20 protein-coding genes and 2 pseudogenes are annotated in these 22,335 nt (G+C 48.2%); 11 read left to right on the top strand and 11 right to left on the bottom strand.

Annotated elements, in window-relative coordinates; translation table 11 throughout:
* Together F452_RS10960 and F452_RS12935 are read right to left on the bottom strand one after the other, a co-directional pair.
* A pseudogene (locus F452_RS10960) lies at positions 1-202 on the bottom strand (ISAs1 family transposase); the annotation flags it as partial.
* An 8-nt stretch (positions 203-210) separates the two neighbouring features.
* Positions 211-1,512, bottom strand: a pseudogene (locus tag F452_RS12935) (IS1380 family transposase).
* 855 nt (positions 1,513-2,367) lie between these two features.
* Between F452_RS12935 and F452_RS0109595 the strand changes: the two are divergent.
* From F452_RS0109595 to F452_RS0109565, 7 genes are all read left to right on the top strand, one after another.
* Entirely contained in the window at positions 2,368-3,195 is an 828-nt protein-coding gene (locus F452_RS0109595; RefSeq protein WP_018965988.1) for an ATP-binding cassette domain-containing protein, read from the top strand.
* 13 nt (positions 3,196-3,208) lie between these two features.
* Positions 3,209-4,066, top strand: a complete 858-nt coding sequence (locus F452_RS0109590) for a hypothetical protein (RefSeq protein ID WP_026292363.1) — start codon at positions 3,209-3,211, stop codon at positions 4,064-4,066.
* Entirely contained in the window at positions 4,063-4,821 is a 759-nt protein-coding gene (locus F452_RS0109585) for a hypothetical protein (protein WP_018965986.1), read from the top strand. The genes F452_RS0109590 and F452_RS0109585 overlap by 4 nt, the downstream gene beginning before the upstream one ends.
* Positions 4,818-5,189, top strand: coding sequence for a GntR family transcriptional regulator (locus F452_RS0109580; RefSeq protein ID WP_018965985.1), 372 nt, complete (start codon positions 4,818-4,820; stop codon positions 5,187-5,189). Before F452_RS0109585 ends, F452_RS0109580 begins: the two co-directional genes overlap by 4 nt.
* Before the next feature lie 205 nt (positions 5,190-5,394).
* A complete protein-coding gene (locus F452_RS0109575; RefSeq protein ID WP_235317527.1) occupies positions 5,395-7,899 on the top strand; it encodes an outer membrane beta-barrel family protein in 2,505 nt (834 codons plus the stop codon).
* A gap of 30 nt (positions 7,900-7,929) precedes the next feature.
* Complete coding sequence (locus tag F452_RS0109570; RefSeq protein WP_018965983.1) at positions 7,930-8,670, top strand: head GIN domain-containing protein; 741 nt, start codon at positions 7,930-7,932, stop codon at positions 8,668-8,670.
* Between the two features lie 289 nt (positions 8,671-8,959).
* Positions 8,960-11,239 carry a S9 family peptidase gene (locus tag F452_RS0109565; protein WP_050563593.1) on the top strand — a complete coding sequence of 760 codons (2,280 nt, stop codon included), beginning with the start codon at positions 8,960-8,962 and terminating at the stop codon, positions 11,237-11,239.
* 156 nt (positions 11,240-11,395) lie between these two features.
* On the opposite strand, the gene F452_RS0109560 is transcribed toward F452_RS0109565, so the two are convergent.
* The 8 genes from F452_RS0109560 to F452_RS0109520 form a co-directional block, all read right to left on the bottom strand.
* Positions 11,396-12,388 carry an Acg family FMN-binding oxidoreductase gene (locus tag F452_RS0109560; protein WP_018965981.1) on the bottom strand — a complete coding sequence of 331 codons (993 nt, stop codon included), beginning with the start codon at positions 12,386-12,388 and terminating at the stop codon, positions 11,396-11,398.
* 20 nt (positions 12,389-12,408) lie between these two features.
* Positions 12,409-13,014, bottom strand: a complete 606-nt coding sequence (locus F452_RS0109555) for a TetR/AcrR family transcriptional regulator (RefSeq protein WP_018965980.1) — start codon at positions 13,012-13,014, stop codon at positions 12,409-12,411.
* A 306-nt stretch (positions 13,015-13,320) separates the two neighbouring features.
* The gene (locus tag F452_RS0109550) at positions 13,321-13,857 is read right to left on the bottom strand and encodes a ClbS/DfsB family four-helix bundle protein (RefSeq protein ID WP_018965979.1); all 537 of its coding nucleotides are present in this window, start codon (positions 13,855-13,857) and stop codon (positions 13,321-13,323) included.
* A 3-nt stretch (positions 13,858-13,860) separates the two neighbouring features.
* The gene (locus tag F452_RS0109545; protein ID WP_018965978.1) at positions 13,861-14,493 is read right to left on the bottom strand and encodes a DNA alkylation repair protein; all 633 of its coding nucleotides are present in this window, start codon (positions 14,491-14,493) and stop codon (positions 13,861-13,863) included.
* A gap of 20 nt (positions 14,494-14,513) precedes the next feature.
* Positions 14,514-15,629, bottom strand: coding sequence for a type II toxin-antitoxin system HipA family toxin (locus F452_RS0109540; RefSeq protein ID WP_018965977.1), 1,116 nt, complete (start codon positions 15,627-15,629; stop codon positions 14,514-14,516).
* Positions 15,626-15,940 carry a helix-turn-helix domain-containing protein gene (locus tag F452_RS0109535; RefSeq protein ID WP_018965976.1) on the bottom strand — a complete coding sequence of 105 codons (315 nt, stop codon included), beginning with the start codon at positions 15,938-15,940 and terminating at the stop codon, positions 15,626-15,628. Before F452_RS0109535 ends, F452_RS0109540 begins: the two co-directional genes overlap by 4 nt.
* 119 nt (positions 15,941-16,059) lie before the next feature.
* Complete coding sequence (locus F452_RS0109530; protein WP_018965975.1) at positions 16,060-16,968, bottom strand: TIGR01777 family oxidoreductase; 909 nt, start codon at positions 16,966-16,968, stop codon at positions 16,060-16,062.
* A gap of 749 nt (positions 16,969-17,717) precedes the next feature.
* On the bottom strand, positions 17,718-18,629 hold the full coding sequence (locus tag F452_RS0109520) for a gliding motility protein GldB-related protein (RefSeq protein WP_018965973.1): 912 nt from the start codon (positions 18,627-18,629) through the stop codon (positions 17,718-17,720).
* Positions 18,630-18,852: 223 nt separating this feature from the next.
* Between F452_RS0109520 and mscL the strand changes: the two genes are divergently transcribed.
* A complete protein-coding gene (gene mscL, locus F452_RS0109515) occupies positions 18,853-19,272 on the top strand; it encodes a large-conductance mechanosensitive channel protein MscL (protein WP_026292361.1) in 420 nt (139 codons plus the stop codon).
* Positions 19,273-19,286: 14 nt separating this feature from the next.
* Here the strand turns inward: mscL and F452_RS12190 are convergent, their stop codons facing one another.
* Positions 19,287-19,436, bottom strand: a complete 150-nt coding sequence (locus F452_RS12190; protein ID WP_155259047.1) for a hypothetical protein — start codon at positions 19,434-19,436, stop codon at positions 19,287-19,289.
* Between the two features lie 213 nt (positions 19,437-19,649).
* Between F452_RS12190 and F452_RS0109505 the strand changes: the two genes are divergently transcribed.
* From F452_RS0109505 to F452_RS0109495, 3 genes are all read left to right on the top strand, one after another.
* Positions 19,650-20,807: an NAD(P) transhydrogenase subunit alpha gene (locus F452_RS0109505; RefSeq protein ID WP_026292360.1), complete on the top strand. Its 1,158-nt coding sequence runs from the start codon at positions 19,650-19,652 to the stop codon at positions 20,805-20,807.
* A gap of 111 nt (positions 20,808-20,918) precedes the next feature.
* A complete protein-coding gene (locus tag F452_RS0109500) occupies positions 20,919-21,233 on the top strand; it encodes an NAD(P) transhydrogenase subunit alpha (RefSeq protein ID WP_018965970.1) in 315 nt (104 codons plus the stop codon).
* Positions 21,230-22,335, top strand: a 1,106-nt coding sequence (locus F452_RS0109495; RefSeq protein ID WP_018965969.1) for an NAD(P)(+) transhydrogenase (Re/Si-specific) subunit beta, incomplete at its 3' end; no start/stop codon positions are given. The genes F452_RS0109500 and F452_RS0109495, both read left to right, overlap by 4 nt.

Below are 22,335 nucleotides of genomic sequence, written 5' to 3'. Positions count from 1 at the left end.
AATCCTGAACATCCTCATACAAGTGTTTTTGATTGCCTTTGAGGCTTAGAATGTAGTCGGCTTCTGATTGGATGATCTGCTCTGCAATGTTGGTTTGAGTCCCCATGGCATCTATGCTGATGGCTGCTCCCGACAAATCAAGGCTATCCAAAACTTCCGGAATGGCTTGTAACTCATTGCGTTTCTCGCCAACAGTCTCCATTAGTATTTTTACGGGACTGCAAACTCTTTTGCTCTCCCCCAGATGGATAGGAATGCAGGCCTCTGTTTGAGTGCTAGAGCCAACTTTAGGGTCTTCTTTTGCGAGTGTTTTTGGATATATGCAGGGATAGCTAAAAACTTCATCCGAATTGTTTTGAGCATCTGTTGCTTGGGTGAATTGATAACCACCAGACGCAATAAACTCATCAGATTATAGGCCATAATGGCCATATTGATCATCGCCTCTGTAGCCCAAAAGTCTTGCTGCAAAATGCTGTCCATCGCAAAATCATACTTGAGCTCTTTGATCCTATTTTCAGCTTCTGCTCGGCCTCGATAGCTACTCCAGACAATGGATGCAGGCAAATCTAAATCTGTGATATAGCAACTGTAACGATATTGGTCTGCATCATATTATTCGGGGAAGAGTACGCCACGTTGAATTAACTTACCAACCGCCTTTTTACGCTTGCTACAATCCTGACGAACGATAATCAGACGCTCGGCCTTAGCCCAACTATCAGCTTGGTAAGTCGTCTCTGCGACCTCAATCCCATCTGTGACGACCACCCAGGTCTTGTGACGAATGATGTTGTACTTGACTGTTGAGGTTAAGCGGGCTACAATGATATAATGAATCTTTTGCTTTTGCAGCACTTCAATAACTGGCTTGTAACAAAAGCCACTGTCGGCACGAACTAGTCCAACTTTTTTACCCTCAAGCTTATGGAGTGTATCTTCAAGAAACGCTAAAAAGTTGTTGCAGGCAGAGGTATTACCAGGCCGCAACCAACAATTGGCAACCATCTTGTGATCTGAAAGAAAGGACATCAGCGGATGGTGGATGACACGACCTGGCTTAGTCGAATTATACCCCTTAGCTGTCCCCTCTTGATCCCCATATATAGTCATGACTGTGGAATCAAAGTCTAGAGTTAAGTTATCGAAGTTAAACCGCTTAAAGAACCATTGATACAAGGCTGAAAAGCAGTCTTGATTCTCTCTCTGACTGAACTTCTTAAAGTAGCGACTGTAAGCCTTGTGGCCGGGCATCTGATTGAAGTTAAAGATTTCAGCCAGTGTTCGATCCTGACGCAGTAGTTCTGTATGACATATGGCAGACGCTCCACACCACAGCGAAATCCAATACCCCAAAATGAGCTGCTCGGGAGGGTACCCTCGATTGGAACCCTGCTCAGGCAAGCCAATGCTCTGTAATACTTGATGCATATTCATTCGATCAAGCATTTCCGCTAAGAGCTTGAGTCCTCCCCAAGGACTCATATGTTTATCGACAAACTCTATTTCCATCACATAACCAAAATGGTGATCCTAAAAGAAGGTTCGTTAATCAAGTGCATAAGAACTTAAATTAATGAAATAAAGCAAATTCCAAGTCGAAATATCTAATGACCGCCATTAAAAACTCATCCTAATGACAATTCTGGGTTAAATGTACTAGAGTTCCAAATTATAGAAGAAAGAGGCCAAGGATACAGTATAAACTTTCAAATGCGATAGCCCTGCCTATACAGAACACCAACATGTAGCTCCGCAAGTGGGATTGACAAGCCCTTTTACTCCTGCTTCCACCCAAATTCTTCGCTCCTTGTAGCCGAAGAATGCCTCTTTCCTACATCTCCTTATTTTTCAATGGTCTCATCAGATATATTACGGTTCGAGAACGATGGAGGCTGCCCGCTCTACCGGGTAGCCTCTTCTTTTTTATTACAGCAAAGAAAACCTTGCCTTATGGAGATTGGACATACAGCATTGCCATACAGTATACATTAATAACCCAAAGAATACCGACTCCTCTGTCCGTGCTTTCTGAATCGTCATTTCCATCAAAAATCGGAGAATCAGCCCAATTTTTTCGTCTGATATTTGGTTAATCCAAACAAGTAAGCTATGTTTGCGGTGCACTATCAGACTAATACATATCATCAGTTATTAATAAAACGCTGATTATTAGTCAATAAAAGATAGAATCAGACGAAAGGAGACATAAAAAAAGAAGACAAACGACAAAAAAAGTATCGCAAAACAAGGAAATACGGGCAAAAAAGTCTCGCTAATATGCACTTGATCTGTAGCATACACGGAAAGAGATAGAATGATATAAAGAGTAAAAGACAGAATACAAACAAAAAACAGAATAAAACAATGATCAACGCTAGCAACATCAGATTCAGCTATCCGCGACAAAGGTCGCTCTTCGAAGGCTTAAACCTCGAACTACCTAAAGGCAGCATTACGGGACTACTCGGACGAAACGGCGAGGGAAAAACCACTCTGCTCAAACTCCTATGCGGCCAATTACTCCGAAAGTATGGCAATCTGACAGTATTGACAGAAGATCCGCGACACCGCTCGGTGAAGTTTTTGTCAAAAGTGTTCCTGCTGCAAGAGGAAGTGACCTGCCCGAATGTTACGATCAGGGATTACTTCCGGATGATCACTCCTTTCTATCCTTCCTACTCTCCCGAAGTGGCTCAGGAAATCATCATCGCGTTCGACCTGAACTGGGATATGAAGCTCGGCAAGGTATCGCAGGGACAGAAGAAAAAGGCTGTCATCGCATTGGCTCTCTCTCTTCGCACACCACTCTTACTGATGGACGAACCGACCAACGGGCTGGATATTCCGAGCAAAAGTGCTTTCCGCCGCTTGATGGCACGATATATAACGGAGGAGCAAACGGTCATTATCAGTACACATCAGGTACGCGATCTGGAGCAGATCATCGATCGCATCGTGATGATGGACAAGAATGCCATCGTCTGCAACAGGTCCGTAGCCGAACTGAGCGAGCGATTTGCTTTCCGCCAAGTGGCACCAAGCGACAAGCCTATATATAAGGAAGGATCCACAATGGGCGAAGTAGGTGTGTATGAGAATACCACCGGAGAAGAAACACCCTTCTCCATGGAGCTGTTCTTCAATGGCATGATAGCCGAAAGAGAGGTATTTAATCGCGTGTTGAACCGCTAAAGCCACCATCACTATGACAGCATTAGTAAACAGCCGGCCGACAAACGTCTGGCAGCGTATCGGCCTCCTCTTCGCCATGGAATGGGGTACTCAGAAGAGAAACATTCTGTACGTAACCGGCACGCTCTCTGTAGTAGCCCTTGCTATTGCCATCCTTATGTCAGTCACCGTCAATGGCCCTATGTCTAAGGAAGGATTGTCTGGGTACATGTTCGGTTTCTTTTCATTGTTTTTAATGACTACAATCGTCTACACCTATATCGCCATTCAAAGACAAGTCAATCACTCCAAGACCATAGCCTATACGATCATACCGGCTTCTGTGGGAGAAAAATATGCGGTTCTCCTGCTTTCTTTTTTGCTTCCGTTTATATGGACTATCGTTCTTTTGGCCATAGCCATCTTGTTTCTGGGTGTCTTTATGCCAAGTACTTGGACAGCCCTGTACGACCTTTGGATGAACCTCTTCTTCATAGAACACATCGTACCGGTCGAAGAAGCAGAGTGGGCAACGGAGATGCTTCGCAATCTGAGATTCTATTTCATCTTGTACAACATCGTGGGCACCTTCTGTAGTATAGCTATGGCCCTTTGGTGCTGCATCAACGTACGAGGTACCACTCAGTCCATTCTGGCCTATATCGGACTCAATGCCGTGCTGGGTATTTTCTCCTCGATAGTCGTATTGCCCGCGATGGTAGCTCGCCTATCCTATATCTCATACAGCAATTCCGCAAACGAGGGGGAAGCTGTCGTAAATGCTATTTTCTCTCCCGAAGTATGGAGCTATCAGCTGATCGTATTAGGATTGGTAGGGATACTATTCTATGTGCTATCCTATTTCTCACTGAAAAAAAGACAACTACGATGACAACTACACACAATCGACATAAAGCCGCTCCCTCCTTTCTCGGGCGTATAGGACTACTCTTTCGCATGGAGTGGTGTACACAGGGACGCAACACCTTATTTTTCCTGTTGGCTCTGCTGGGAGTACTCGTAGGTCTGACTATGCTGCTGCACATAGGAGACGAGCTGAATCCTCTCTCCGTAAAGGACAGAACGCATTTTGACCTTTGGCCTTTGACCCTCGTATGCGTAGCTTTCTACGTATTCCGAATCGTACAAGGTCGGGTCAATAAGTCCGACACCATCACCTACACCTTGATACCGGCTTCTGCCACAGCAAAGTTCGTCGTAATACTGATAGAGGGGATATTGGCATTGTTTTCAGCCGCTGTGGTAAACCAAATAGCCTATACGATAGAGGTACTCCTCTACCCCGCCGTCTTGGAAGCATCGTACTATGCGCCTTATATCTGGCAGACGTCATCAGGCTATGGGTGGTTTTCATTCGGATTCTTGGATCTCTACTGGCCGGGTGTCGCCGTTCTGTTCAATGTACTGTCAGCAGGTATTTACTTCGCCATCAGTGTCCGAAAGCTCACCATGGCTACCGTGGCTTTCCTCCTGACTATGGGAGGAGAGACGATTTTGTTCGGCATACTGACATCCAATCTGAACCTGTACGGAGAAGATCTTTTCATGGCTCTTTTCTTCGGCAGTATCGGTTTGTGCCTATTCGTTTTATCCTTTATCAACCTCCAAAGACGACAACTGAAATGACCGCCATACTTCAAGCACAATCCATATTCCTCCAAATATCGGACACGATCAAGGACAGGATCCTCTCCGGCGAATATTCAGCCGACGAGCGAGTACCATCTGTCCGCGAATTGGCCGAGCAGATGGAGGTCAATCCCAACACAGCGATGCGAGCTGTCGAACGCCTGCAAATGGAAGGAATGATCTACAACAAGCGCGGACTCGGCTACTTTGTCAGCCCCAACGCTCGCGAAGAGATCCTTGCCTCCCGGCGCAAGAAATTCGTAGAAGAGGTGGTACCGGCCCTATTTAGCGAGATGAAACTCCTCGGGATAGGCCTGGACACCCTCCGATCCGAATGGAACAAGCAAACAGAGAATAATTCATAGACTATATGCGTTTCCTTCTTATCCGCTCCCGTTGCGGCATTGCGAGTCGCCGCTAACGGGGCGGAGCGGAAGACTCCCTCTCTCCGGCCCCTTATTTCCGAGCATTCTGATAAGGGAGAAGGAGTTGGACTACAGACCATTCATAAGCCAATAAACTCAAAGTGTCTGCGATACGTACACAATAAACTACCAATCCATCCAAACAATGAAACGAATCGTTTTATCATCTTTCTTATTCGTTCTGTCCATACTTTCTTCGATGGCACAGAGCAATTCCCTCGATGTACACATATCCGGTACAATCAAGGATGCCTCCACCGGCGAATCGGTCCCCTATGCCACTGTAAGCATTTGGCCGGCAGGAGCAGATACCACACAGGTGTTCCGACAAGTGACTGACGGCAATGGCTATTTCATCATAGGCCTACCGGCTGCGCCTTCTTACCGCCTCAAAGCCTCCTTCGTGGGTATGAAAACCCATACCATGGAGATTCGGAGAGAGAACGGACAGCAGGATATCAAGGCTGTCGATATTTCGCTCGAATCCGAAGACAAACAGCTCTCCACTATCACCGTATCAGCTGCACGACCGCTGGTGAAGATGGAGATAGACCGCCTGTCCTATAATATGAAAGACGACCCAGCAGCCAAGACGAACAACCTACTCGAAATGCTACGTAGCGTTCCTTTGGTAACGGTAGACGGTCAGGGCAATATCCAGGTGAAAGGATCGTCCAACTTCAAAATCCACCTCAACGGCAGGCCCTCGACCATGGTGAGCAGCAACCCGAAGGAGGTCTTTCGCTCCATTCCTGCCCATACGATCAAACGAGTGGAGGTCATCACCGACCCAGGCGTAAAGTACGATGCGGAAGGCACAAGTGCCATCCTGAACATCGTCACAGAAGAAGGCAAGAAGCTGGAAGGATATTCAGGCTCCATCACGGCCAGAGCGAGCACAGACCCCTCTGCGAATGGCAGTGTATTCGCAACTGCCAAATCCGGCAAGGTGGGACTGACTGCCAACTATAATTACTATAGAGGCAAAAGTAGCGACTCACGTTACCTTACTGAACGCACGACCCCAACACTCCAAACGATAGAAGAGGGGACAGGAGAAGAAACCTTTCACGGACACTTCGGTAATGCCCTCCTTTCCTTCGAGATAGATTCGCTCAATCTCTTTACGGTAGGCGGCAACGTACGCCTTTGGGAGATGACCACTGACCGGAACAACGTAGAAAAAAGCTATGCCGGCGGCAACCTCATGTCCTACATAGACAGAAAACTCAAGACACAGATGGATGCCGGATCATACGAGCTCAATGCCGACTATCAGCACAGCACACGCCTGCCGGGCGAATTGTTTACCGTCTCGTACCGTTTCACTCACAGCCCGAACAATAGTGAGACCTTCATAAATCAATGGAAACGCGATCCACTCAATACGGCCAATACGATCCAGTATGCCGGCCAGCACTCCAAATCCGATGCAGGTATGGACGAACATACGGCACAGGTGGACTATACACGCCCCATCGGACAAGCACATTCTTTGGAGGCAGGGCTGAAGTACATCTATCGTCATGCCACGAGTGATCCGCTCTATGAGATACGGCCGTCCGAAGATGCTCCGTGGCAGCCCGGCTCCTTATATCCCCAAAATCTGTCTGCAAGAAAATTCCGTCACGATCAATATATAGGAGCAGCCTATGCCGGTTACAACTATCGTAAGGCGCAGTATTCGTTGCAGACCGGTCTGCGTGTGGAAAGTAGCAGGCTGAAAGCACTCTTCCCCGAAAATGCAGCAGCAGACTTCTCTCACAACTCGTTCGACTGGGTACCGCAGCTCACGCTCGGCTATACCCCCTCACCCATGAAGCAACTCAAGCTGGCCTATAACTTCCGGATCCAACGTCCTGCCATCAGCCAGCTGAATCCCTACAAGCTGCAGTCCAACGATTATCAGGTACAGTACGGTAATCCCGACCTAAAGTCGGAGAAGCGTCACCATGTCGGTCTCTCTTACAACCAATACGGAACCAAAATAATGCTTACCGCATCGCTCGACTATGACTTCTGCAACAACGCCATCCAGAATTACACCTTCTCCGATCCGGCCAATCCCAATCTGTTCCACCAGACCTATGGCAATATCGGACGAGAGCATTCTTTCAGCTTGAATACCTATGCCATGTACACGCCGGCCGTATGGGTTAGGATTATGCTCAACGGAAATATCGATCGCACATTCCAAAAGAGCGATGCACTCGACATCGATGTCGATTCATGGTCCGGTATGGTATATTCAGGTCTGATGTTCACCCTGCCGAAGGATTGGACTGTGAACATCTTCGGAGGTTATTATCATGGGGGAAGAAGCTACCAGACGAAGTATGATGGCAATGTATTCAACAATATCGGTATAGCCAAACAGCTTTTCGACAAAAGGTTGAGAATCTCGCTGAGTGCAAACAACATTCATGCGAAATATTCGACATGGAAAAGCCAAACCATCGGCAATGGATTTACTATTGATTCGGAAAATGCCCGTACACAAAGGAGTGTTTCCCTCAGCCTCACCTACAGCTTCGGCAAGATGAATACGCAGGTGCGCAAGGTACAGCGTACGATCGTCAATGACGACCTCAAGCAGACCTCATCCCAAGGGCAGCAAGGCGGCGGACAAGGAGATCCTACCGGCAACTGATCAATGAAACTCTGCAAAAAACACCATACAATGAGAAAAAAGATTTTCGCAGGCCTTGTCGGCCTCATAGGCACAGCACTGATAGCCGGTGCATGCAACGTCAAATTCGACAGCAAAGGCAAAACAATCACCCCTGAGGGCGATGCCATCACGGAGACTCGCGACATCGGCACATTCGACAGGATCGATGTCGAGGATGCATTTGCCATCCACTACAAGGCCGGCATTCCGACCGATGGGCTGACCATCGAGGCAGCACCCAATCTGATGGAATACATCGTCACGGAAGTAGCGAATGGCGAACTTTCCATCCGACTCAAAGACCGCTATTCGATCCACGACGGGAAGATCGTCGTTAGGGTCGGTTCGCCTACCCTCAAGGCAGTGGAGATGTCCGGTGCCTGTTCCCTGAATGTGGAGGGAGAGCTTGCCGGTGACCGGCTCGATCTGGACATGTCCGGAGCTTCTTCGGTGAACCTCACCGGTCGCCTCAGAGCCTTGGATATAGATGCTTCGGGAGCCTCCGGCATCACTCTGAAAGGTTCCTGCGAGGAACTCACGCTCTCATGTAGCGGGGCTATTGGTTGCGATGCATCCAAATTCATTACCCAACGCACCGAAGTGTCCATCAGCGGCACGGCATCGGTGAAGATCAATGCCTCGGAGTCTGTACGGGGAAATCTCTCCGGCATATCCTCTCTCGAAAACTACGGAGCCTCTTCGAATGATGAGGTAGTGACCTCCGGCATGTCTTCCTACAAGCACAAATAACCCTATAGAGCAGAAGGGGACGACCCTCACATCAGAATAGGACGACCTAACCAAATTGTTAGGACGACCTAACCGAGTCATTAGGACGACCTAACCGAGCTGTTAGGACGACCTAACAGAATCATTAGGACGACCTAGCCGATCGGGTCACTGCTTTTGGATAGAATATGTCGGCATATTTTTCTAATCTTGTGGTCGCTATCGGCAGAATCCAATGGTTTTCTCCTTTCTGCACGACACAACCGAAGAAACAAGCAATTCATCATAATCACTCAACAAAATACCAAGTATGAAACTAAAAATCCTATTACTAACAATCCTGACATTAGGAGGAATGACTGTGCATGCACAAAAGATCACAGGCGACTGGAAAGGAACACTCTCCATTCCGCAAGCCAACATGGAGCTGGAACTCATATTCCACATTACCGGAGAGGGTGCTGACCTCTCCACAACGATGGATGTACCTGCTCAGGGAGCGACGGGCATCCCCGTAGACAAGACCACCTTCGCCGATGGCAAACTGACACTCTCCGCAGCTGCCCTTCAGTTCACATTCAAGGGCACCCTGTCCGGCAACACGATAGAAGGCAATGTAGAGCAGATGGGCTTCAGCCTGCCGCTTACGCTACAACGATTCGAATCCAAATTGCTCGGCAATACAGCCCTCCCTTCGACCGAAGAAGAGCTTAAGGCACTGGCAGCTTTGGACAAGGGCGACTACAAATACAAGGTCGAAGACTACTTTGCCAAACCCAAGGCTTCCGCCTTTCAGCTAAGCCCCAACGGCAAGTACCTCTCATACATGGAAAAGGACGATGCAGGCAAACGCCACGTCTATGTCAAGGAAATAGCCACCGGCACCGTCAAGCGTGCCATCGAAGAAAAGGACGAGCTGATCAAAGGCTATGGATGGATCAATGACGAACGCCTCTTCTTCGTCATGGACAAAGGAGGGAATGAGAACTATCACCTCTTTGCTTCGAATATCGACGGCAGCAATACCCGCGACCTCACTCCCTTCGATGGAGTGAAAGCTTCGATCCTCAACATGCTCAAAGAGCAGAAGGACTACATGATCATCTCCATGAACAAAAACAATCCGCAGATCTTCGAACCCTATAAGCTCAATGTAGTGACGGGCGAGCTGACCCGGCTCTACGAGAATAAGGATGCGGCCAACCCCATTCAGGGTTATGAGTTCGACAAAGACGGCGAACTGCGTGGATACAGCCGTCTCGTAAACGGGATAGAATCCGAGTTGTACTACAAGGATTTGGATACGGGCGAGTTCCGTCTGCTGAAGAAAACACACTGGGACGACACCTTCGGAGTCATCGCATTCAACTATGCCTCCAAGAACAGAGACGAAGCCTACGTACTGACCAATCTGGACAGCGACAAGACTCGTATCGTTCTTTACGACCTGAAGCAGAACAAGATCATCCGTGAGATCTTCGCCAACGAAGACTACGACGTCAGTGGCCTGCACCTCTCTCGTAAGAGAAACTACGAAATAGACCTCATGGCCTACGAAGGCGAGAAGTCCGTAGTCGTACCCGTAAGTGCCACCTACAAGGAGCTGCACAAGCTGATGGAAAAGGAATTCAAGGGCAAAGAATTTTCCGTGGTGGATTACGACGATGACGAGACCATCATGCTGATCGCCGTACAGAGCGACAAGCTATACGGCACCTACTATCAGTTCGATGCTCGCACCAAGAAGTTCACCCTCCTCTACGACCTGATGCCTCAGCTCAAGGAGGAAGACATGGCCGAGATGCGCCCCATCAAATTCAAGAGCCGCGACGGACTCACCATCCACGGCTATATCACTCTGCCAAAAGCAGCCCTCGAAGGGAAGAAAGTACCCCTGATCGTCAATCCTCACGGAGGCCCCCAAGGCATACGCGACTCATGGGGCTTCAATCCTGAGACCCAGCTCTTTGCCAGCCGCGGATATGCTACCCTGCAAGTCAATTTCCGCATTTCAGGCGGATACGGCAAGGAATTCCTCCGTGCCGGATTCAAGCAGATCGGTCGCAAAGCCATGGACGATGTGGAAGACGGTGTACGCTATGCCATCAGCCAAGGTTGGGTAGATCCCGACAGGATCGCCATCTACGGTGCCAGCCACGGAGGTTATGCCACGCTGATGGGTCTGGTGAAAACACCCGATCTCTATGCCTGTGGTGTGGACTACGTAGGTGTATCGAACATTTACACCTTCTTCGACTCCTTCCCCGAATACTGGAAGCCGTTTAAGGAAATGGTCAAGGAGATTTGGTACGACCTCGACAATCCCGAAGAAGCAGCTATCGCCAAGGAAGTGTCCCCCTTCTTCCAAATCGACAAGATCAACAAGCCGCTCTTCGTCGTACAGGGAGCTAATGACCCACGTGTGAATATCAACGAGTCCGATCAGATCGTAACGGCACTGCGTGCTCGTGGATTCGAAGTACCCTATATGGTTAAGTACAACGAAGGCCACGGATTCCATCGTGAAGAAAACTCCATGGAGCTATACCGCGCCATGCTCGGTTTCTTCGCCAAACACCTGAAGAAATAAGCCGGAGAATAAAAGGCTGAAAGCTCAAGAGGGTGCTGCAAGCGTTTCGTCTTTGCAGCACCCTCTTCCTTTTCATCGGCCATACCCAAACATCCTGTCCGACCCCAAAGAAATTTCCGATGGGATCACCTTTGAGGCTCGTACCCTCTCATTCTTTCAAGTGAAGGAATTGGGGATAATGCAGGATTGGGCACTTCTTCTCAACGAATACGGCATCTTACTCCCATATCCCAATCGTATCAGAACCGTAGGATATTCGCCTGCAATGCCAAGTGTTTCTGCCATTTTTCTCGAAAGGCCCTGTTCCTCATTGGGCTGGTTCATATAAGCATGCGAAATACCCATGCCTGTAGCCTTGAGCAGAAGACGCTCCAATACTCTCCCCAATTTTATCCACTGCTCCACCGTGTTGTTCAAAGAGGTAAACAGAACAAAATGAGAAGAAGAGGCTATCTTTCTTCTATCATTTCTATTCTGTGACTTCTCGTTAATGAGTCGGGTGATAATGGTCTTTACAATGAAGCGAGGTAGATTGGGGGCACCGAATACGGCATAGCTGAGTCCGTCTCTCGTTGCATCTTGATGCTTCTTGTTATAGCGCATCCATTGCTGCAATTCTTCTTTGAACTTTTTGTCTCGCATTTGTATGCTGTTGCCCTTGCAAACCATTTCCGAAATAGCGTCGAACTCCTGTGTGCCACTCTTGAAGAAATGAATCCCGACAAAAGGTTCCATATCGTTCTTTTCTGCCAAAGCGGTAATGTCGTTCACAGGAATAATACTTCCATTATAGACACTTCTGTTTGTCTGCCTTACGGATATATAAGGAAACAGAGGAGATGGAGTATCGGAATCCTGCTTAGTAAATCCGATGTGGATCGTGCCGTTTTCTGCGATAGAGACCATCGTCTCGTATCCTCTATGGGCTGCAGCTATACAAAGATTCTCCGTAGCGCATCCAAGGGAGACAAATAGCTCTCGATTATCAGGATCAACTACGGGCAGCGTTTTTGTGAAATCGGGCAGGATGTCGATTCCCGTCTCTTTAATCCTGAATGTCCATGGTTGCGTATTATGCCCTGAAGGAGCTTTGACAGCCTGCTCAATCAGGAACAAATAGTCTGTATCTTGTGCAAATATCTTGCTCATTTCCTCAACAAATTAAATGGTTAAAGAGTGTCTTCTTGTCGAATATGTTTCATCCACAGGTCGATCATCAGATCTATCCCCTGTACGATCTGCTCCCATCCTCTCTCGCTCTGCAGATCGATTCCGTTATATACGGGACTCCGCTCTTCCATCAATACGAGATAGCTGATAGATGCGGAAATGATACTTGCCAGCGAGGCAACTTCCACACTTGGCGATTGCGTCAGTCGGCTGACGATTTCTACCAGCTTACAGCCATTTTGCTCACGTTTTTCCCTCAAGGTACGAACGGTCTGATTTTCTGCAGTGAACTCCCATCTGTGCAGCCGTTTTAGCGTAATGTCGTTTCGCAGCGTCCTGATCTGTTCGCGAAACAAATGTTTCAGCCCCACACCGATTTCGGGCAGCTCTCCTATACCTATATCCGTATTCGCCCAATAATCCTTTTGGAGGATATACTTCGCAATCAGTTCGTCCAATCCTCCAAAATATCTGTATATCAGCATTTTCGAAATTCCGGCTCTTTGAGCCACTGCATTGACGCCGATTCCCTCGAAGCCTTCACTCTCGATAATGCTTCCGACAGCATCCAGTATCTTTTTTTCTGTGAGTTCCCTATCCTTCATACGTTATTCTCAACCATGATGTTACCGATAAGTAACCACAAACTTAAGTTACTTATCGGTAACAAACAAGAAAAGAGGAGGAAAATTCATCCTTGTACAGGATATTGAGCTTCTACACTAAGTGTCAGAATGTAATATGACTTGGAGATTTCTCATCCGAGAAGCTCCATTGTCTTCACCGGTGAAAAGCCTATTACAAGAGCTAAGAATACCCTCTTTAGGAGAGATCTCGACTGCTGCTTTTTGCCGATCAGAAAACACTGTAAGAAGAAAGACCATTTGACACACAGATAACTTCGCATCCGTTCACTTGCCGGTCTTGATATGCAGCTTTATTTTCTTCATCGCCCAATCGTAATGACTGGAAGTAGCTGATACGCAGTATGCACCGAGAGTCGAAGTACCCGTCCAGTCGAATGCTCCCTTGGCAAATAATTCATCGTTCGAAAATGTCTCAATCAATGCCATTACTTGTCGATGGCTTTCTTTCAATTTGTCCTTTGCTTCCGCTAATGGTGTCTGTTGGTGTTTCTTCCAAAACTCCACATTCATCACCGAATAAGTCTTCCAATTATAGGGTTCAGGCAGAAAAGGCTTGCGTTCACCCTTGCTGTTGGAGTTGATCCAATTCAACAACAGTTGGTGCCACTCATACAGATGCACGAGTACATCGCGGAGGTTTTTGTCCCGACCCCAATGTGCTTCCTTGCCGGCTGTAGCCATTTTGTCGGCAAATGTCGCATGCTGCAGATCATCGCTCATTCTGTCAATAAGTACCCACAGCTTCTCGAATTGCCCATTGGAAGCCATGATCAAATCCTGTTTCGTCGTTGCTCTTGCCATATTTCACTGTCTTTTAATGTCTTTACCCGAATGCTTGGAAGCATGTTTGTAAGTGAACAAGACCAAAGGATCGGACAAATCCCATTTCTTTAGCTCTTCTGCTACCGATTCTTTGTGCTTCTTGCCGATGTCTTTCAGTGCGTTGCCGACAGACTTGCGCACGTATTCGCTTTCGTGCCCCCTATGCCGGCTAAGCCATTCGATAGCGATGTGTGGATTCTCTTTGAAAAATGAGCGACTCGTCCAAATCCTCAATCCCTCCGTTACGGCCCTGACCACATTCGCATTGTCACTATCGAGCCATTCCCTGATGACAGGCAGGGACTTTTCGTACCCCTGCTCCTTACAAAACGTATCGAAAGCCTTGGCAAGCATCTCTTGTACACGCCAATTCTTATCCAAGCTCACCTGGTCTTTCAGAAAAAGGAGTGCTTCACCATTCGTACCGGCCAAATGTCCTAAGATCGCAGTCGCCAACATTCGTGCCTGATAGGCTTCATGATCGAAAAGCTCGAAAGCGATGGCGAAGGATCTTTCTTCCGAAGAAGAAGATAGAATCTCTTTCGCAGCCTCGAGTATATGCACGAAGCCATGCTCGATAGACAGGATTCTTTCCAATACCTCTTTCATATTCATAACGGAACTTCCTTATTCGGCTATAGACCGCGCTGCTTTCCTGCGCCTCCGGTTGCTTTTGCCACAATATGCTGCATCTGATCGAAAATACCCTCTGCCTCTTTGGTGTTTAGACCAACCTTCTCCGCAACAGCCAGTAAATCCGCCCTTGCAGGCTCTATACTATTATTGATGGAGGTAGTACGATAGCCTCTTATACCATCGCTTGGCAAGAGGTCGTAGGCCGGTGCGAAATGCCAATCCCCTTGCCGATAGATGAAAGCAAAGTTTTTGGCATGGTCATCCTTATTATCTATCAGATAGTTGAACACCATCAAGCGATACACCTTCCACATCTCTGCAATACTATGCGTGATTGTGGCACAAATCTGAAAAATATGCATGTAGTCGATACTCGGCAAGCGATAGTCTGCGCCGATCAATCCGGCAACACTCACAACATGGTATTTGCCTTTTGCATGCCGATCGAAACGCTCCACACCGAAATACTTGTCCTCAAAAAGTCGCGTTTCCGGCATCTCAACACCGCATTTCTTAGCCAATAAAGAATAGCGATACTCTTCTCTGCCGATATTTACGCTATCTCCCGTAGCGCGAAACTTCACAAGCCACTCCCGGCCATCATATCGGGCAAAAATCTTAGGTCTGGCACCTCCCGGCGAGCCCCCCCTATACTGAAACTCTTCGATTCCAGCTCCTTCATACTGCTCATTGCCGAGAATCCGCTCTGCCTCCTTTGCAAGCTCTTCAAAGTCCAAATAGTCTTGTCGATGAACGGTACTATAGTCCGGATGGAACTCCAAGGCTCCACGTCCCACCGAACCCACCAATGCAAGACGATCGAGCAATGTAAGCGAACGAGGATCTATCTTTTTCTTTTGCAAATACCTATCCATGACCAGCAAACCCCAACCGTCGGGCAAGCAATCGTCAAAGACTCCGAAGCCGCCATCGAACGGGCGTGGCTTAGCCACTGCCACACCGCTACGCAACGGCAGTTCGAAAGGCGATATCGATACTCCCCTTGCTATCTGCTCCGCAGAATATTCGAAAGCGCACAATCCCTCTTTCGTAAGGGCCAGACGACCTACAACGGAGCCGTCCCACAAGACTTCTACCTGCTGTACCTTATTCATTTTTTGCTACCTCTCTTGCGCTTGGGCTGCTGTTCTGCCAGAACTTCATCGAGTGTCTGATACTGCCTTTGGGCAAAGAGGAGCGCAAAATCCTGTAAAGCATTCAGCGCGAATCCGATTTGCAATAAGCCTCTAAAAGAAATATCGCCCGTACGCTCGAACCTACGATAGGTAGGCAACTTCATTCCTGCCCGTAAAGCCATTCCCTCTTGCGTCAGATTCATCTCCAGCCGTCGGGCCTTTACTCGGGAAGCAACCTGCATAGCTACGGACTGTGGATCAGAAGCCATAAGTACCAATATATTATCCATATGAGCAGAAAAAACCTCTTTATTGATATTATCTTATCACTTCCAAAGATAATAAAACCGCCTAAAAAACAATCAAACGGACTGATCCACCGAACTACTAAAATCCGTTTTTTTGAATTTTATCGCAAAAGATTGTCCATTGCTTTTTGGAGGGTGGCATACTTGAAACGATAGCCCGAGGAGATGATTTTTTCGGCCGATACCCTACTTCCTTCCAGCAGAATGGAAGCCCGCTCACCAAATACGCGACGAATAACCCATTTGGGTATGGAGGGAAAGAAGACAGGCCGTCCGATGGCACGCCCAATAGCGCGCATGAACTCTACATTACGCACATGCTCCGGTGCCACCACATTATAAACACCGGATACAGTCGGATTTCGGAGGGCATGCAGGATAATTCCGCATACATCGCTGATATGGATCCATGGTATATACTGCTTCCCACTTCCTAACGGAGCACCGAGAAACCATCTGACGGGACGCACCATCTTAGCCAAAGCACCGCCCCGAGGAGCCAGTACAATACCGTTTCGCATAATGACAATTCGCTCCGACACCCCCTCTTGTGAGAAAGCGTGAGCTGCCTGTTCCCACTCCATACAGACATCGCTCAGAAAGTCGTCGCCCTTTTTGTCGTTTTCGTCGAAAATGCTTTTGCCGGTTAGCGTCCCGTAGAACCCCACGGCCGATGCCGAAATGAAAGTAGCTATGCGAATGTCATTGGCTTTCACGGTCTCTAACAGGAGCCTTGCCGAATCGACCCTGCTCGAACGAATGACCTCTTTGCGCTCACTCGTCCACGGCTTATCGGCAACTCCGGCTCCTGCCAGATGGATGATATGCCTCACTCCTCGCAGTGCTTCGACCTCGATTCGCCGCTCGGCAACGTCCCATTCATATTCGTTTTCGTTCCGTTTATGGCGCGTCAAAAAGCATACGGAGTAACCGTTTCGCACAAGTTCTTCCGACAATGCCCGTGCAACCATCCCGTTTGCACCGGTAATCAAAACAACGTCTTTCTGCATAAAGAAACTCACAAAATTCAATCCGCTAAGACACTGAAACAAATATATAAAATGGGATGTACAGGAAAGTGTACCTCAATGGAAAAATACGCGCCAAAAAAGTTTTCAACAACGAAGCGGAATTTGGAATGATTCCAAATAAGCATCCAAAAGAGAGAGGTGATCGAAGTAAAAAAGACAAGGAAACGGATTTTTGCAAGTCAAAATACGCTTTTCGGAAGATTGGGAAACGATTTATATATAAAGCATTTTCAATTTATATATAGATCGTTTTCGATTTGTATATAAAACGTTTTCAATAAATATATAGATCGTAAATGATTTGTATATAAATCGCAGGACGAAAAAGGCCGATTCGGGAGGTGATAAAACAAAGGCACCCACCGAGTTTTACTGCAAACTCAGTGGGTGCCCGGTCTCTTGGGAGAATTACCGAAAGGGTATTCCGCCCTTATACATCATAGGTCTACACGCTTTTTTTCTCTAATGCAGTGAAAGGATGTGAATAAAAGGGATGCGACTGTAGCGGTCGTATCAGCAAATGGTCGAGTGGTCATTGTATCGGAGTGCATATCAATTTAGCAGTTTAGAATCTATTTATATTGATCCGAAGAGCGTATTCTATTTTCAAAAAGAGCTTGATCGGCCACAAATATAAGAAGATCGGCCAATTCGAGGGAATCGAAACATTCGCATAAATTCTACACTCACAAACCATGAAATGATCTTCGAGAGAATATCGCCGAAGTTTACAGGTTGGCTCCAAGCCAATGACCGATCAGACGAGGGGCTTCGGCGGGCAACAGCTGATCGGGAGGCAACTCCTTGAAGTACCGATCCGTGACAGTCGGCTGAGAAGATTCCATCTCGCCGCGTTTAAGAGCATTGTCCAATAGGATTTTTCGGTTTTGCTTCATCCAAAGCAATTGATCCGAGGTAAAACCGAAGAGCCATTCGTCCGTGGCTTGGGGGAAAACCTGCTTCATCAACCGATATATATCGCCCCAATACTCCAATTGGAATCGCAGGGTCAGTACCGTCTCCCGAGGCAATGGACGTTCGGAGCATATCCAGCCCAATACGGCATCGCGCACTACATATTCGGGCGACATGGTTTGGCGCGCATACTCGCTGAAAAACTGCAGATACACGGGATAATCGGGACGGATATACTTGTCTATCGAAACAGATACCAGATCCGGGACGGCGACGACGCTCTGCTGTAAGCCACTGACATGAAAGGCCACATAGCGTGGTATGGTCATCTGCGGATCCAATGTGCGCAACCGCTCGAATGCTGCCCTCACCTCTCCGGCTATGGAGTCGGCTAAAGGAGTTGTATAGCAGGCTTCCGTATCGGCATACAAACGCCGAAGCTGCGGATGGCTATACATGCGGACGAGTACTTCGGTGGGATTTTCCTCCTGTGCGTTGGGATCCAGTACCCTGTATGCCAACCAGTCGGCATTGGCAGGATCGCAGCGGACTATCTCCTCCGTGGCCGCCTTAGGATCGGAGGAGAGGGATGCAGCGTAGTAGAGGCTATCGAAGCGGACAAAGCGAATGGAGTCCTTCGTCTCTTGTGCCGAAAGGGCAAGAGCACAGAAAAACGGCAAAAATGCAAGCAGCATTTTCTTTACTAAATACGTATTTCGTTTCATTGATATTCGGTATTGCAGTTAGCCAAATAAAGGTAGTTGCTTTTTTTACATTTCGATAATTTATACATATATTTGACGATCATAGCACGAATTTCCCATCGGGAAAAAGAGTGCCGTGGCGTTTAATTAGAGAAACTAACTCATGTATGGGAACTCTCTGTAGATATGCGATTTGAGTTCGCAAGATCAAAGCAGACAGATCTCATCAAAAACAAAGCGTATTATGAAGAAATTTATTCAGGACTTCAAAACGTTTGCTCTTAGGGGTAACGTAGTGGACATGGCTGTCGGTGTGATCATCGGTGGCGCATTCGGAAAGATCGTCACCTCGTTGGTGAACGACATTATGATGCCTCCCATCAGTTTGCTAACGGGTGGTGTCAACTTCTCAGATTTGAGAGTTGTATTGAGCAAGGCAGTTATCGAAGGCGGAGAGGTCGTTAAGCCGGAAGTCTCCTGGAACTATGGCAATTTTATCCAGACTACAATAGACTTCCTGATTCTGGCATTCGTGATCTTCCTGATGATCAAAGCTATCATGGCTGCCAAGAGGAAAGAAGAGGAAACACCTGCAGCTCCCGCTCCTACGCCACCTGAAATCGAACTGCTTACAGAGATTCGCGATTTGCTCAAGAAGCAATAAGCACAGAGTCTCCCCTACTCTCGGCCACAAATGGCGAGGATATATCCGCTGCCTACCGGTCGGGAATGGGTGAGGAATAAAGAGAGACCGCTACTCACAACTATCGGAGACAGGGCTTGCACGCTCTGCCGATAGTTCGGGTAGCGGTCTCTTTGTTTTTCCATTTATTCTTTTGGCAATACTCGTTACGATTAAAGAAAAGTGCGCTTAATAAGTGCATTATATACATTTCTTTTCTACTTTTGTGATCGCTCAGCGGCTTACATCCCGATGACCTTTGGACGCCTACCACTCATGCACCGGCAGACGTTCGGAGCAGCCGATGTTAACCTCCGGCAGTTTAGTTTAGAAAATCACATTCAAAAAGAATCTAAGCAATGATTATTGGCATTCCAAAAGAGATTATGCACGGCGAAAACCGTGTGTCGGCTACCCCTGAAACAGTGGCCAAATTTGTAGCAGACGGGTTCAAAGTCCTGTTTGAAAAAGGAGCAGGAGAAGGTGCTCAGTATCATGACGAAGAATATGCCCAAGCCGGCGCTACGCTGGTAGACGGTGCTAAGGCCGTTTATGACGGTGCCGAAGTGATCCTGAAGGTAAAAGAGCCTTTGTTCAACGAACAGCTCAATACGCACGAAGTAGAACTGATGCGCAAAGGTCAGTACCTGATCACATTCATCCATCCGGCTTCACCGGTGAACCACGAAATGGTACGCAATCTGGCCAAGCAGGGCGTTATCTCCCTGACTCTCGATGGTATCCCCCGTATCTCACGTGCACAAAACCTCGACGCACTGACTTCGATGAGTACTTGTGCCGGCTACAAAGGTATCCTGATGGCTGCCGAGGACCTCGCCAGTTTCATCCCGATGATGGGTACGGCTGTCGGTATGATTCCGCCCGCCAAAGTAATGGTGATCGGTGTGGGTGTGGCCGGTTTGCAGGCTTTGGCTACGGCTAAGCGTCTGGGTGCCATCACTTATGCTGCCGATATTCGCCCCGCGGCTGCCGAACAGGCTCAGAGCTTGGGTGCCAAGATCGTGGACACGACCGTTCCTGCCGAATTGGCTATCGCCGAAGGCGGATATGCCAACAAGCTGCCCGATGATGTATTGGCCAAAGAACGCGAGGCTCTGAAGGCTACTATTCAAGACATGGATATCGTATTCTGTAGTGCATTGATCCCGGGCAAGGTGGCTCCGATCATCATCACGGAAGAAATGGTAAAGGGTATGAAACGCGGCTCTGTAATCGTGGACATCTCCATCGACCAGGGCGGTAACTGCGAAATCACACCGAAGGGAACCAAGGAAGTGAAGCACGGCGTAATGATCCAAGGTATCAAGAACATCCCCGGTATGCTCCCGAAGAGCTCTACATGGATGTTCGCACAGAACATGTACAATCTGGTGAAGTACCTCACAAAGGACGGCCGGATCGAATTGGATATGAACGACGAAGTTTGCAGCAAGATCCTTGTTACTCGCGACGGCGAAATCAAACACGCCGGTACTCGTGAAGCAATGGGTCTGTAATCGAACTGTTCCTACATCTTAATATCAAGAGCCAAGGAACGACCCCTCTCAAGTGGCCGTCCCTTGGCTCTTACTCTTTTGAGCTAATACACCAATCACTCTCATAGAATAATGAATCCGATCATTCTTATCATCGTGCTGATAGCTTCCACGCTTATCGGCTACAAGCTGATCAGCAATGTGCCGAGCTTGCTGCATACTCCGCTGATGTCGGGTATGAACGCTCTCTCCGGAGTAACCGTAATAGGGGCTATTGCAGCTGCCGGACTATCCTTCAAGTTCGGACACGACGGCCAACTCATCCTCGGCCAAATCTTCGGAGGACTGGCCATCATCCTCGCTACCATCAATGTGGTGGGTGGCTTCGGCGTCACGCACCGCATGCTCCGTATGTTTAGCAAGAAAAAGAAAGGAGGCGACCAATGAGTCCCACCATCTATTATATACTCTGCGTCCTCCTCTCTCTGATGGTATTGGGGGGAATTTCGATGATGAGCCGCGTGAAGACTGCCGTCATGGGCAATACCCTCAGTGCAGTAGCCATGTTGGGCGGTATCATCCTCACCCTTCTCTACAATGAGATCTTACCGGCCTGGTCGGTTTACATCTTCCTGATTATCGGTGCCGGTATCGGTTGGACGATGGCACAGCGTGTCAAGATGATACAGATGCCTCAGATGGTGGCCTTGCTCAACGGTGTCGGAGGTGCTGCTTCCGCTCTGGTGGGGATTTTGTCACTGGCAGCCGTAGGTATCAATCCCAACAACAACACGGCATCCGACTATCCTGTCTTCACACAAGCCACAGGTATGCTGGCACTGACTGTCGGTATGATTACCCTCGTAGGTAGCCTTATTGCCGCCGGCAAACTGCACAAAGTCTTGCCTCAGAGACCGGTGGTATGGCCTAACCATTCGATGCTTACTTCGTTGCTGCTGATCCTGACTGTAGGGTTCGTGGTGCTCGGTTCTGTTTCCATCGAAGGATTTCCCCTCTTCTGGGCTATCATCGGAGGACTGTTTTTCTCCTCTCTCTTCGGTTTGTTCTTCTCCATCCGTGTCGGTGGAGCTGATATGCCCATTACGATCTCGCTGCTGAACTCCCTTAGTGGTGTAGCCGGAGCCATTGCCGGTATGGCCGTGGGCGATATTCTGCTCGTAGCCGTAGGTGGTATTGTGGGTGCCAGCGGTCTGTTGCTGACGCAGATTATGTGCCGCGCCATGAACCGCAAGCTCATGTCTATTCTGATGGCTTCGGGAGCAAAGGCAACACCTGCCACTACAACACCGACAGCTGCTCCAAAACAAGAAAAAGAAGAGGTTGCCGCTCCTGCTCCTGCCAAAGCGGAGAAGACAGCCGGCAGCGTACTGCGCGATGCCAAGCGCGTCATCATCGTACCCGGTTACGGTATGGCATTGGCTCAGGCACAGCATCAAGTCAGACAGCTGGCCGATAAACTTGCTTCAAACGGTACGGAAGTTCGCTACGCCATCCATCCGGTGGCAGGTCGTATGCCCGGACATATGAA

It is taken from the genome of Porphyromonas gulae DSM 15663, from assembly GCF_000378065.1.
In the GTDB taxonomy this organism is placed as follows: Bacteria; Bacteroidota; Bacteroidia; order Bacteroidales; family Porphyromonadaceae; genus Porphyromonas; species Porphyromonas gulae.
Note: the sequence above shows the minus strand (reverse complement) of the source record. Positions and strands in the feature narration are given on the sequence as shown.